Annotated in this window: 9 protein-coding genes; 7 read left to right on the forward strand and 2 right to left on the reverse strand. The window is 40.7% G+C overall.

Annotated elements, in window-relative coordinates:
• The first annotated feature begins 117 nt into the window (after positions 1–117).
• Positions 118–792: a response regulator transcription factor gene (locus tag J2X77_RS18020; RefSeq protein ID WP_307184609.1), complete on the forward strand. Its 675-nt coding sequence runs from the start codon at positions 118–120 to the stop codon at positions 790–792.
• A gap of 41 nt (positions 793–833) precedes the next feature.
• Here the strand turns inward: J2X77_RS18020 and J2X77_RS18025 are convergent, their stop codons facing one another.
• The gene (locus J2X77_RS18025; protein ID WP_310081881.1) at positions 834–3575 is read right to left on the reverse strand and encodes a TonB-dependent receptor; all 2742 of its coding nucleotides are present in this window, start codon (positions 3573–3575) and stop codon (positions 834–836) included.
• Positions 3576–3792: 217 nt separating this feature from the next.
• Between J2X77_RS18025 and J2X77_RS18030 the strand changes: the two genes are divergently transcribed.
• On the forward strand, positions 3793–4335 hold the full coding sequence (locus J2X77_RS18030; protein ID WP_293884240.1) for a TetR/AcrR family transcriptional regulator: 543 nt from the start codon (positions 3793–3795) through the stop codon (positions 4333–4335).
• 264 nt (positions 4336–4599) lie between these two features.
• Positions 4600–6306 (forward strand): glycoside hydrolase family 3 N-terminal domain-containing protein, encoded by a 1707-nt coding sequence (locus J2X77_RS18035; RefSeq protein ID WP_310081883.1) that lies wholly within the window; start codon positions 4600–4602, stop codon positions 6304–6306.
• A 94-nt stretch (positions 6307–6400) separates the two neighbouring features.
• Here the strand turns inward: J2X77_RS18035 and J2X77_RS18040 are convergent, their stop codons facing one another.
• The gene (locus tag J2X77_RS18040) at positions 6401–7948 is read right to left on the reverse strand and encodes a glycoside hydrolase family 10 protein (protein ID WP_307184612.1); all 1548 of its coding nucleotides are present in this window, start codon (positions 7946–7948) and stop codon (positions 6401–6403) included.
• 214 nt (positions 7949–8162) lie between these two features.
• Here J2X77_RS18040 and J2X77_RS18045 point away from each other — a divergent pair, with 214 nt between their 5' ends.
• The 4 genes from J2X77_RS18045 (at position 8163) to J2X77_RS18060 (ending at position 14108) form a co-directional block, all read left to right on the forward strand.
• Complete coding sequence (locus tag J2X77_RS18045; protein ID WP_310081885.1) at positions 8163–9590, forward strand: L-serine ammonia-lyase; 1428 nt, start codon at positions 8163–8165, stop codon at positions 9588–9590.
• A 72-nt stretch (positions 9591–9662) separates the two neighbouring features.
• Positions 9663–10475, forward strand: coding sequence for an MBL fold metallo-hydrolase (locus J2X77_RS18050; protein ID WP_307184614.1), 813 nt, complete (start codon positions 9663–9665; stop codon positions 10473–10475).
• A gap of 378 nt (positions 10476–10853) precedes the next feature.
• On the forward strand, positions 10854–11570 hold the full coding sequence (locus J2X77_RS18055) for a DUF4198 domain-containing protein (protein WP_307184615.1): 717 nt from the start codon (positions 10854–10856) through the stop codon (positions 11568–11570).
• A gap of 111 nt (positions 11571–11681) precedes the next feature.
• Positions 11682–14108: a TonB-dependent receptor gene (locus J2X77_RS18060; RefSeq protein ID WP_307184616.1), complete on the forward strand. Its 2427-nt coding sequence runs from the start codon at positions 11682–11684 to the stop codon at positions 14106–14108.
• The last annotated feature ends 348 nt before the right edge of the window (positions 14109–14456 follow it).

Raw genomic sequence — 14456 nt, forward strand, 5'->3', positions numbered from 1 at the left:
TAGTGATATATACGTCTGAAAGCAAATGCCATTATATAGTGAGTTGTTAACAAGTGAATTTCACCAAATGGTTTTTGAAACGAGGAAAAAATATATTTTAATTGGATCATTTACGCTATGATTGAAATTTTATATGTAGAAGATGAGCCGAGTCTCGGAATGATCGTTGCCGATAGCCTAGAAGCAAATGGGTTCCATGTCACCCATTGCAGCAATGGGCACGAAGCCCTGGAAGCATTTACAGCGACTCGGCCAGATATTTTGGTTGTTGATGTGATGATGCCAGTCATGGATGGCTTTACATTGGCAACAAAGATAAGGGAATCAGATACCCAAATACCCATTATATTTTTGACCGCCAAAGTGCAGACAGAGGATGTTGTGAAGGGATTTCGTCTGGGCGGAGACGATTACGTCAAAAAACCATTTAAGATCGAAGAATTGGTTGTGCGGATAGAGTCCCTATTAAAAAATAGCCCCAAAATGCTGTTCGGCCAAAAGCTGATGATAGGAGACTATAGCCTCGATAGCCTAAAACATCAGTTGACCTATCAAAGTGAGGTGCTTAAGCTGTCTTTCCGCGAAAGTGAACTACTGCGGAAGCTATACGAACAGAAGGATAAAGTCATTCCACGGGAGGATATCATGCGCGCCTATTGGAGCCATGATAAGTATTTTACAGGACGTAGCCTGGACGTGTTTATCAGCCGGATACGAAAATACCTCAGTCAGGATGAACGGATCAAGATTATCAATGTCAGGGGAGTGGGATATATGCTTACCGTTGATTGATCGAAGTGTTCCACGTGGATTGATCTAATGGGCATTTTAGGCTAACGACGATTTTTCATCACCGATTTTCCGCCAAGACCCCGAATATGATAAGTGAAACTTAATACCGCGTAGCGCGTTATGGCATTGGATTGCGAAACACGTACCCAAAGATCGTTGACCTGCTGATTGATATTTTTATTGTCATTAAATAGATCAAATACCGTGAGATTGATTTCAGCGTTCCTGCGCTTAAAAAGTTTTTTGCCAACAGAAACGTTCCATAGCAAACTTGTTGTACTCGGTGAATTCAGGATACTACCATTGTAGAGGTAGTTGAACGTTGAATTGAGCGTCCAGGTTTTTAACAGGGTTAAAGCGATAGAATTACCGATGGTATGCTTATAGACTGAATAATTGGACTTCTCGGTCGCTGAGTTCTTGGAAAATGCTATATTTCCATTGTAATCCAATCCAATGATAACGTCTTTACTGAATGCTGTATTGACGCCAATGCGTTGACCCATTCCATATGTTTGCGCGTTGACCTTTTCGAGATTTAACAAAGTGTAATTCTGGTTGAAATACATATTGTTGTTCAGGTTTAAGTTGAGCTTCAACGGTTCAAAGCGATACCCAAGACTGTTCTGCCATTTCAGGTTATAAACTCCATCGAAGTTTTCTGGCCTGATATACTGTCCTCCTGGTCCCAATACGACGTCCTCCGTAATTGTGAATGCCGAATCTGTGGTGAAAATGGTGTTGGCGATTTTATGTTGAATGAAATCTGCTGTAAAATCAGAGGTGAAGCTTTTCCCCGTGCCCTTATTGATTGATCTGAATTGCAAAACAAGGTTATGGTCATACTCCTGTTTGAGATTTGGGTTTCCGGAGCTGATACGAAGTGGGTTTTGATTGTCTATAAAATCCTGCAATTGCTCGATTGAAGGTGTGTTTGTCTTTGTATTGTACCGAAACTCAACCCGTGTGTCCTTATTGAAACTATACTGGAAGTTCAGATTAGGCAGCAGACTGGTAAAGTGACTTTTTGTTGTCAGCGTATTGGGGAATAATTTGTCATTGACTTGCGCTGCAGTCTGATAATCTAAGCCAATCTGAAACCTTATGCTGTCTTTTTTGCTAAATAAGTAGGAGACACCACCGCTATGGTAGACAAAATCATTTCGAAATTCATTGGAAAGACGGTTTTTTAATTCCCCGAGCTGACCTGTTTCAGCTAGGAATTCATAGGTCTTCCGGTCCGAATAACGTGCCGTATTCCGAAAAGTATAATTCCCCTGCACTCGGGAATATTTACCTAACATTTCTGTATAGGCAATTTTGGAACGAAAACCATTATTGTCACCAAGGGAATAATTTCTATTGTTGACCGTATCGACCCGGCTGAATAGCCCATCTTTATAATACGAGTTTAGCGCGAAATTTTCAGCATGGCTTTTATTACTGCTAAATGAGCCATTGATATTAAAACTGATCGTGCGACCGGGTTTGTTGAGTCTTCGCATATACGTGAGGTCTCCGCCCCAGTTGAAATTTTCTACAAAGCTCTTATTCCTGCGGTCAGAACTATTTAGCATCTCGGCAAGATTTAATAAGGTATTGCCCGTGGAGCTACTGTTCCTGTCATTATTTTGATAGGAGAAATTAGGTTGAAAGTCCAGCTTTTGAATAGAATCTATCTTCCAGTTCGCGCGGACCGACAGCGCATGGCTGTTGCTGTAAGTATTGTTAAATTGATTCTGGTTGTTGATTTGGTTGGCCCGGTTGCCTGCAGTATATTCTGTTTTGCTTTGGCTGAGTACATTGTTGTCGGTATAGTTGTAGGTGTAATTTGCATTGAAGTCCATCCGGTCATCAAAAAAACGGTCCAAATAATTAAACCCCGCATTGAAACGTGTGGTCACTCCCTGACCGGTGCGGCCTCTTGTGTTTCCGCGAGGGGCAAAACCATTGGGCTGATTGACATTGTTGGTATTAATGTCAATTGAATATTGCCGTTTAGGATTCATTTTCGTTACCTGTGTATTGATGGCATATTTTCGGTCAGGACCTGCCCCCCCAGAGAGCTTACCGAAATAGGATTTTCTTTTATCGGGTTTGGTGACAATATTGATCACTTTCATCCGTTTTCCATCATCAAAACCACTAAATTTCGCTTGTTCTGTTTTATCATCGATAATTTGGATCTTAGCAATAACATCGGCAGGAAGATTTTTCAACGCCACTTTAGGATCTGTGCTGAAAAACTCCCGACCATCAATAATAATCTTATTGACGGACTCACCCTGAGCTTTAACATTGCCATCGTCATCAATTTCAACCCCAGGAATCTGTTTGATCAATTCGTCGGCATCTGCAAAATCTTGTGTAACATATTTCTTCGTATCAAATTCGAGCGTATCTCCTCTAACCTGTATACTGCTCGCGGCGATACTGATTTCATCCAATACAATTTCAGTACTACTGAGTTTAAACGTAAGGTCAACGGTTTTACCAAGCAGCTTAACGCGCCGAAGGTCTGTCGTATAGCCCATCGCTTGTGCTGTAACCAAATAGTCGCCGTCGGAAAGTTTGCTGCTGCTAAACTTCCCTAAAATATCTGTAGGAACCTGAAATTTAATTGAATCTTTCACCGCGATGAACGTGATACTTGCAGCTTGGATAGGGCGTGATGTTCTATCATCCAGCAGCGTGCCCATAATATAGTGCTGGGCTAAGACATTTTTTCCCAATAACAACATACTGATCGCTAGGAGCGAGATAGTCCACAAGTTGATCTTCATTGATTGAACAGCGAATGTGTTTTAATATTCGGTTAATGGTTACATAAATTGATTTGCCAAAAATAGGGTACTATTTGTTACGAATTATTATCATTTTGGTTACAATACCCCCAAGAGAATGGAAAGATTAGATATATTTGCAGTGGAATTAAAAGTCAGCTAAACAAAACCGTATAGCAGATGTAGTGTTATAAGGTTTTGATAAAAGGAATAAAAGATGAAAGAAAGTGTTTTGAGTAGAAAAGAGCGTATTATGAAAGAAGCATTGCTGCTTTTCTCAGATCAAGGCTATACGAATACCTCTACCAAAACGATTGCCCAAAATGCTGGAGTTTCTGAAGCCTTGATCTTTAAACATTTTGGAAACAAAGATGCGTTGCTGGTTTATTTGATTAAATCAGGATATCGCAAAGTGCTTACCCATCACCGCGGCATGATGACCTATCGTGAACCAAAAGAATTTCTGCGCACAATGATCAATCTCCCAAGTAAGCTGGTGAGTGCAGAACCCATATTTTGGCGATTGCAGGAGCGTTTGTCTCATCATCCATTTTCAAAACAGCAGCATGAACAGTTTATGAAACCGGTTCAGCCCATTATTCATCGTGCTTTTAAAGAATTAGGTTATGAAAGTCCTGAGTTTGAAACCGAATTCTTATTGCTGATTATAGATACCTTATGGAAAAAAGAAGCTATCGGCGAATTGGAGAATACCATGGAACTGACCCTGTTTTTAGAGAAAAAGTATAACCTGATTTAGCATACAAGATTCAGTGATTGGTTTTTGCCAAAGAACTGTTTCGTTAATCGCGGTAATCAATTGCCGCCCCGCGTTTTGCTCCCTTAATCCGTAGCGTCAGTACTTTTGCTGCCCCTTCCAAATCTTGAGAAGTTCTTTACAGCCAGTTATGTAATAAAAATGCCGTTTTATGCGTTTTTATATAAAAATATTGCAAAAACAATTTCTTATTCTCCAAAATAATAGCGTTCTTAGTACTTTTAAATACATTATACAAACTAATTTATGTTCAAAAAATTCGGTCTGACAATATTGGCACTAGTCGGCACAATTCCTTTTTTGAAAGCTCAGGATAAAAAAGATTTTGTGCGCTATATTAACTCTCAGCATGAATGGGTCGATTCGGTATTCAATACTTTGACCCCAAAAGAAAAAGTTGCTCAGTTATTTTTAGTTCGTGCACACACCAATCTGGGGCAAAAGTATATTGACTCCGTCGCACAAGTGGTACAAGACGAGCATTTGGGGGGACTGGTCGTATTTCAGGGCGGTCCAGTACGACATGTGGAGATGTTTAATCGGTATCAGTCACTAGCTAAGGTTCCTTTGATGATGACATTTGATGGCGAATGGGGTTTGGGTATGCGCATGCCGGATTCTACCTTGTCTTTCCCTTATCAAATGACATTAGGCGCCGTGCAGGATAATAAGTTAATCTATCGTATGGGACGTGAGGTTGCCTTAGATTTCCATCGCATAGGGATGCATTTTAATTTTGCGCCCGACGTAGATATCAACAATAACCCCAAAAACCCAGTAATAGGTATACGTTCTTTTGGTGATAATAAATATAATGTGACGCAAAAGGCAAAGGCTTATATGGAGGGTATGGTGGATGGCGGAATATTGGCTTCCATCAAACATTTCCCTGGCCATGGTGATACCGACGTGGATTCACATTACGATCTGCCGCAGCTTCCTTTTGATAAAAAGCGATTGGATAGCCTTGAAATGTATCCTTTCAAAGAGTTGATCAAGGCTGGTGCTCCCGCTGTTATGGTGGCTCACATGAATATTCCGAGTTTGGACGACACTCCTAATATGCCATCCTCTATTTCCAAGAAAGTTGTTACCGATCTTTTACGCAATGAACTTGGCTTCAAAGGGCTAACGGTTACAGATGCAATGGACATGAAAGGCGTGAAGAAATTTTTTCCAAACGGTGAAGCCGATGTACAGGCCATTATTGCAGGCCATGATTTACTTGAAGTGTCGGAAAATAGCAAACGCGCAATCGATTTAATAATAAAAGCGATTGAAGCGGGACGTATTTCCCAGGCCGATATTGATGCGCGCGTCAAAAGAGTGCTCGCCGCTAAATTATGGCTTGGTTTAGATAAATACCAGGCAACTGCTTTACAGAATCTATATAGTGATCTACACCGTGCCTCGGCAGTTCAGCTTATTGATGAACTTTCAGATGCAGCAATAACCGCATTGAATTCGACAGAAAAATTAAAGTCATTCAAGAAAGATTTACCCACCGCTATTATCAATATCGGAATCACCGCCAACCAAACTTTTCAAAATGAATTAGGAGCAGCGCTGACTAATGAAACACAATATTTCATCACCGATAGCATGAGTAAAAATGAGATTAAGCGTTTGACAAAAGAAATTAAAAAGCATAAGCAGTTTATTATCGCTGTACACGATACAAGACTTCGTCCGCGCCCAACGATGGTGTTGAATAAAGATGTGCAAGGGTTGATGAAGAAATTTGCAAAAAAATCAATCTTGACCTTATTCACTAACGCTTATGCATTAGATGGTTTTGAAGCTGCAAAAAAGGCGAAGACCATTTTGCTTGCCTATCAGAATGATGCATTCATGCAGAAAGCAGTGGTAAAAACGATTTTAGGGCAAAATATCCCCAAAGGCAAGCTCCCTGTAACAATTAATAAGAAATTTAAATACGGGCAGGGAAAATAAAGTTTATAGCATTACACCCAAAAGCGCCTCTTCCCAAAATGGTCTCCCTACAAAGCAAAACCATTTAGGAAGAGGTGTTTTTTTAAGGGTTGGTTTAATTCTCTTCGATGGCTGTCCTACTATCAGACGGCTTACTTTCATTTTTCATTCGGTCTATTGCCGTCACGACATATTTATACTGTTGGTGCGGTTTGATGTCGTCATCGGTATACTGAAGCTTATCTCCGTCAAAGGTGATAAAAATAATTTTTCCCGGATCCTGGATACCGACTTTTTCATCGAGGTTGAATCGATAGATTACATAACCATAGGCAGACTCCCCATCGCTTGCCATATCTGGCTTTTGCCAAAATAGGGTGTTCATTTTAGCATTGGGCGATTTTTTCACTAAAAGACCAAAAGGTGCATTCGGTGGAATACTGTCTAGCCAAGGCATCGCAGGCGGTAAAGCAGGGCTTCGGTATAGGTCATTCCGCATAGAGTCCTGCAACCCAGCAAGGTTATCAGTAAGCGATTTGGAACTAAAATAAATACTTCCTTCCACATTGTGTTCCTCCCTTAAGTGGCGTACCTGTCTCGGAATTTGGCTTCGGTCTGTCCACCCGATCTTATTTTCGTTAACACGGTAAGCTCCATGGCCCACATAAAAATGGCGGCCATAGGTGTGTTTCTGCCACCAGTCAACTAAGATCTCATACGCCGCTGCTCGATTTTTGAAAGGAAAGTAGATCTGCGGATTGATATAATCAATCCAGCCTTCCTGCATCCATTTGACGCCATCAGCATATAACTCCCGATAAGCACTCAGCCCACGGGTCTCCGAGCCAGCACTATTGTTTTCTTTGTTGTCCCATACACCACAAGGACTGATACCGTATTTGACATAGGGCTTTACTTTTTTGATAGCAACACCAAGATCGCGTACCAACAGGTTGACGTTGTTGCGTCGCCAGTCGTCAATTTTTTCAATCCCATTATTATATTGACCAAAAGTAATCTGATCCGGTACGGGTGTATTTCTGTTATCAGGATAGGGGTAAAAATAGTCATCGAAGTGGACTCCGTCTACATCGTAGTTCTTAACCACATCCATAATCACATCAATTATATATTTACGTACTTCAGGAATCCCCGGATTGAAAAGTTTTTTACCGGCATAAGTGAAGAACCATTCAGGGTGACGCTTGGTAATATGGTCTTCCGAAAAATGAGCGGGATTTAACGTAGTTGAAGCACGATATGGATTGAACCAGGCATGAAGTTCCATTCCTCTCTTGTGTGCCTCATTGATTGCAAATTCCAAAGGATCATAAAATGGAGAAGGAGCCAATCCCTGTTTTCCGGTTAAGTATCTACTCCAAAGCTCTCTGCCTTTTGCATAGAAGGCGTCTGCCGCAGGACGCACTTGCAGAATAATCGCATTCAGTCCCGCACTACGATGTTGGTCCAGCAAATCGATGAATTCCTGTTTTTGCTTTGCAACATTATTGCCAGCTTTCACGGAGGGCCAGTCTATGTTACCTATCGTGGCAACCCATACACCGCGAAACTCCCGCTTAGGGAGCAGCTGAGAATGCGATCTAATCGAAAAGAAACAAATAAAAAATGTAAAAAAAGAATATAAAACTGTTTTTCCCGTCATCCTATAAATTATAGCCAACAAAGATAGGGAAGCATTTCTTACTTTTTCGCTAAAAAATGTAAGATGTTTGTTGGATACTTGCTAAAAGAACGTGAGCTTGGTTTTCAAATTGATAATAATGCAATTGCAGGTAACATTGTACTTTATTTGTACTAATTTAGATGCGGTTTTTAATAAAGCATGACTTGATCGGCTGACCGCAATAAAAAAAATTATGAGCAAAGAACAAATATCCGTTTTTGATATGTTTAAGATTGGTATAGGACCCTCTAGTTCGCATACCTTAGGACCGTGGCGTGCGGCGCAGCAATTTACCGCTGTGCTCAAGTCAAATGGTGTATTAAACGAGGTCGAACAGGTTAAAATTTTGCTTTATGGTTCTTTAGCTAAGACGGGGGCTGGGCACGGTACTGATATTGCTGTTCTATTAGGATTGAGCGGAGATGATCCCGTTACCTTTGATGTTAATCAAGTTACGCCTAAAGTGGACCATATCAAGGCAAGCGGTAAACTCCAAGTCGCTGGGGAACGAACCATTCCATTTTACTACCCAGAAGATTTACTTTTTTTATATGCTGAAAGCTTGCCTTTTCATCCGAATGCTGTTACTTTTCAGGCTTTTCTATCCAATGGGAAAGCAATTAGTGAAACCTATTATTCTATAGGTGGCGGTTTTGTCGTGCAAGAAAATGACACCGAAGGTGTTTTATCGGAAGTAGACCTTCCATTTCCTGTAGATACTGCACAGGAACTCCTGCATTGGACGATGAAAACCGGATTGAAAATTTCCGAGCTGGTCCTCGAAAATGAATGTGCATGGCGTGAAGAAAGCGAAACGCTGGCGGGGGTATTAACTATTTATCAAACGATACAGGAGTGTATCTACCGGGGCTGCCATACAGGAGGGACATTGCCCGGAGGATTAAATGTCGAACGTAGAGCGGCTAAGCTAAATAAAAAATTAATGCAGGGGCGTACCTATCAGGATTATACGTCTTGGGTTGGCGCAATTCGCGAAGGAGGGCAAAACTTTCAATATATTCTGGATTGGGTAAGTTGTTTTGCACTTGCCGTCAATGAAGAAAACGCCTCTTTCGGACGTGTGGTGACAGCTCCTACTAACGGCGCATCAGGTGTTATCCCGGCTGTATTGCAGTATTATATCACATTCCACGACGGAATGCGTGAAAATAAAATTATACAGTTTATCCTTACAGCATCTGAAATTGGTTCAATTTTTAAGAAAAATGCAACTATTTCTGCTGCAATGGGAGGCTGTCAGGCAGAGATCGGCGTTTCCTCGGCCATGGCTGCCGGAGCGTTGACCGAAGTGCTGGGTGGATCGCAGCGGCAGGTGCTAATGGCTGCCGAGATTGCTATGGAGCATCATCTTGGATTGACATGCGATCCAATCGGTGGGTTGGTTCAGATCCCATGTATTGAACGCAATACGATGGGGGCTATTAAAGCGATAACTGCAGCACAGTTAGCGTTACAATCGAATCCGGATAAAGCAAAGGTTAGTTTGGATACTGTGGTTAAAACGATGTGGGAGACGGCTCTTGATATGAACGCTAAATATAAAGAAACAGCCGATGGCGGACTGGCCGTCAATATTCCTTTGAGTTTGCCGGAATGTTAATGATTGTCTGAGTCTTTTTGTTTTTTGTATCTTTGAGGCGATAATATATATTCTTAAAAATAAATTCTACGAATGAAATATTGCGCAATCGCCTCCGGAAGTAATGGGAACTGTTATTATGTCGCTAAAGACGATTCTGCCATTTTGATAGATGCTGGTATCAACAGTAAACATATTCACCTTCGGATGTATAATTTGGGTATTTTACCCACGCAGATCAAAGCAATTTTCATTACACACGAGCATTCTGATCATATAAGGGGGCTATCCGTATTCGCTAAAAAGTATAATCTACCGGTTTATATCACTAAAGGTAGTTATGAGGGTACCAGGTTGCAACTTCCATCTCATTTGGTACATATCATAAGTCACGATGAAGTTGTTGAAATAGGAGGGCTCAAAGTGTATGGTATTCCCAAATATCACGATGCCAAAGAACCGTGCAGCTTTCTTGTTTCGGATGGCACATACAATATTGGTATATTGACCGATATAGGGCGGCCCTGTGAAAATGTACAACATGTTATCCAGCATTCGGATGTATTGCTTCTGGAATCAAATTATGATGAAGATATGTTGCGGATAGGCCGATATTCCTATTTTCTTAAAAACAGGATTAGTAGTGGATGGGGCCATCTTTCAAATCGGGTTGCCGTTGAACTGTTTAATGCCCATAAAACAAAACGTCTTAAACATCTTATTCTTACTCACCTCTCCGGTGAAAACAATACGGTTGATCTTGTACAGCAAACTTTCGAACCGCATTGCGAACGCATCAAGCTCCATGTCGCAACACGATATCAGGAAACTGAATTGTTCGATCTGAAACATGTGCTCGAACAACATTTAGCTGCGTTTTCAATGCCTGTGGCTCTTTCTTCTTAAACTTTAACTCCATTCGCTTCGCAGTTTTTCTTAACCCAAGAAGATAAAATACTGTAAAATAAAAAATATACTTGATTTAAAAAGATTTCCTGTTATATTTGCTCTGTTTTTAATCAGTCTAAATTACATCGGTGTAATAAAAGACGGCTAACAAATACCATGCAATAGACGGCAATCTATTACATGGTACAAATCTACATACAGCGGCAACTGCATGTAGGTGACTGAAACAGTATGCTGTATCAGTTACTCCCGATATACGATATGGAAGAATTTACAAGATAACGAATTTTATCATTTATTCGTTGTTGGACTCCAACAAAACCTGGAATTCTCCCATAATAAGTTGAAGAAAAACTAAACATCAATCAACATATTATGAAAATTTTAATTTCATTCTTTACCTTTTTAGCGGTACTGCTGTGTAGTAATAATAGTTATTCACACGCACTCTGGATTGAAGCATCTTCTTATGGGACACTCAACCAAGCCCATGAAGTAAAAGTATATTACGGTGAATTTGCAACAAACGAAAGAGATCAGGTCGACAAATGGTATTCCGACGTGAAGGACTTCTCACTAATGTTGCATACTCCTGGAAAAGAACCCATCAAACTTCAGCTGACGAATAAAGGTGATCATTTTAGCGGCTCATTTCAACCTGACGTAACCGGAACCTATTTTCTATCCATTGTCAAGGCACCTAAAGATTTGGGTGGTAAAACGAAATATGAATTTTCTTCGCTTGTACCGGTTATCGTTGGAAAACCGACAGTACTTGATTATAGCGTCGTAAAAAATCCATTGCAGATTGAACTGCTTACAGCGAATAACTTAAAAAAAGGTCAAAGCTTGCAAGCAAAGATCACCAGTAATGGCAAAGTCGTACCTCAAGCCAAAGTATCCGTTTTTTCTGCGACAGGTTGGGGGAAAGAGTTTGTTGCCGATGAGAATGGCCTGCTAACGTTTGATGCCCTCTGGTCGGGTCCTTATGTTTTGGAAGCAAGTACCTTTGCGGAGGTTGCGGGTGAACATGAAGGGAAACCCTATGCATCTGCATGGCAGGGTAGTACGACTTTTATTACCGTGAAATAGCTGCAGACCCGAAATATGCTGAATAATCAAAAGGATCCATTGAAACGTCGAAACATTAATGGATCCTTTTGAAAAAAGAAGATCTAAAAAAACATCTACCATACTACATTCATGAATAAAACATTATCCTTTTTAGCCATTCCTTTGATAAGTTCGGTTTTTTCTGTTGCACAGGCACAGACGAACAAAGTTATTGAAGGGGTTCTTATCAATGAAAAATCTGAGCCCATTTCCGGAGCGACCGTAAAATTGACGAATACTGGTGTCACGACAAGTACGGATAGTGAGGGACACTTCATCTTCGATAAGCTTGCTTCGAAGACCTACCATTTGGAGATTAAAGCGATCGGTTATAGCAAACACGTGATGGAAGTGAACGTGAAAGATGTACCTACAAACCTAGGCCCCATCCTATTAAAGGACCAATCGCAAGCAATCGATGAAGTTGCTGTGTATGGTAAATACTATGAACACTATAAATTCGATAGTATATCGGGATCTTTGCGTCTTAAAACACCAATCTTGGAGTTGCCTCAGAATATACAGGTTATTTCATCCGATTTAATGGCCGATCAGCAAGTATTTGATATTGTCGATGGTATCACCCGGAATATTAGCGGGGCTACACGCCAAGGTCACTGGGACAATCAGTACGCTAACATACGCATGCGCGGATCTAAGATTCCGGCATTTCGTAACGGTATGAATATCGAGGCCTCTTGGGGACCAACTGCCGAAGATGCGAGCATGATCGAACGAATCGAGTTTGTAAAAGGACCAGCAGGTTTTATGCTAGCGAATGGTGAGCCAGGAGGGTTTTATAATGTTGTTACCAAGAAACCAACAGGAAATACTAAGGGATCGGCGACATTTAATGTGGGAAGTTTCAGTACCTATCGCGCCGCGGTTGATTTTGATGGTAAATTACGGAAAGATGGCAAGTTGTTATACCGTTTAAATATGGCTGCCCAGCAAAAGGATTATTTTACAAAATACAACTACAATAATCGTGTTGTTGTGGCTCCAGTTGTGACTTATAAGGTCGATTCTTTGACGAATTTAACATTTGAATACACTTATCAAGGATCTACCTATCTGGCAAATGGTAATTATACTTTTTCGCCTAAGGGATTTGCCGATCCAGATATTTCCAATGATTTTTTCTATGGTGACCCTTCCATGGAACCAGGTAAGCTTAAGGACCACAGTGCATATGTTTATTTAGATCGAAAGTTGAGCGATCGCTGGAAATTACATGCGCAGATGGCGTACTTCAATTTTGATATGAAGGCGACAAGTACCTGGTTGAATTACATGACTGCGAATGGTAACATGCCTCGTTATTACAGTATTGCGGACGAGCATGGTGAAAATCGCTTCGGTCAGGTTTCTTTAAATGGAGAAGAATATACCGGTAGTGTTCGTCACCGAATATTGGTCGGAGCGGATTATGGAAATAAGAAGTTTTGGGGCGATTTTGGAACTCTACTCGCTGAAATTCCAGGTACGCCATTGAACGTCTATAATCCACAATATAACATTCCGGGAACAGTTTTTCCTGTTGTTGACCGATCAAAGAATATCAAGGTGCGCGCCGGAGGTTCCAACTATGTGAATTTAACTAGCTATATGTCTTTCTACGCACATGATGAGATGGCTTTTTTAAATGAAAAGTTACGTCTTTCTTTAGGATTGCGTTATACTGTGGCAGAGACGCTGGGAAAAACAGTAGGCACGCAGGTAATACCAGACCAAAATGATAAGGCATTTTCTCCACGTGTCGGGTTGAGTTATTCTATTGACAAATCGACAAGTGTTTATGGGTTATTTGATCAATCTTTTGTTCCTCAGGCTGGTTCTGATTGGGAAGGAAATCCTTTCAAGCCAGTTCGTGGGAACGATCTTGAAGCTGGTGTGAAAAGAGAATGGGGAGGTGGAAAGTGGATATCGACTTTAAGTGCCTATCAGATAAAAAGAAAAAATGCACTAGCTGATGATTTTGATCATCCAATACCAGGAAGTACAAATAGTTTCTTTAAAATAGCTATAGGTGAGACAACATCGAAAGGTATCGAATTTGATGTAACTGGCGAAGTGCTACCCGGATTAAATGTGAATGCCAACTATGCGTTGACGGACTCTAAAATATCAAAAGATTCAAGAGAAGAGAAGATTGGTGATATTACGCCAAATACTGCAAAACATACTGCCAACGCTTGGGTATCCTATCGTTTGCAGCAGGGTCCGTTGAAAGGTATCGGCTTTGTCGGTAGCGTTCAAGGAATGTTTGATCGTGCTATCGGAACCACGAAAGAAAGTAATTTCAAGAATTATTTGCGAACCGATGGTGGTATTAGTTACCAAAAAGGCAGATATAATATCTCTGTAATGGTTAATAACTTGTTGGACAATAGAAAGCTGCTTACAGCAGGCTCTATCACAGCAAAAAATGCTAAAATAGCAGAAAGTGTGAGCTATTATACCTACATCGTAGAAGCGCGACGTAATTTCCGTATGGGAGTTACCTATAAGTTTTAAACAAACGATCTAGCTAAAATATATAACTGATGTATAGTACATTGCTTATCGTGATACTTTGTGGAACCTATCTTTTTTACAGTTCAAGTAAAAAAGTGAAGTTCGGGCCTAGACCACCTTGGCTAGAAAGAATGTGCGCACAAACGAAGTTTGTGCGCATTTTAAGCATATTACTGCTACTCATTCCCTTTGCCGTCGTGCTTTATCTGCAAGGTTTCGGAGCGGGCTTTTTTGCTTTTTTTGCTTATTTCATGTGCATGATGAGTCTCGTGGTTTTATTGAATCCTTACCGCTATTTTAAATTGTATCCGATTTTGGGCCTCTATTTATTTAGCCTTTGTGTTGAAT

This window comes from Sphingobacterium sp. 2149, assembly GCF_031455655.1.
Classification (GTDB): domain Bacteria; phylum Bacteroidota; class Bacteroidia; order Sphingobacteriales; family Sphingobacteriaceae; genus Sphingobacterium.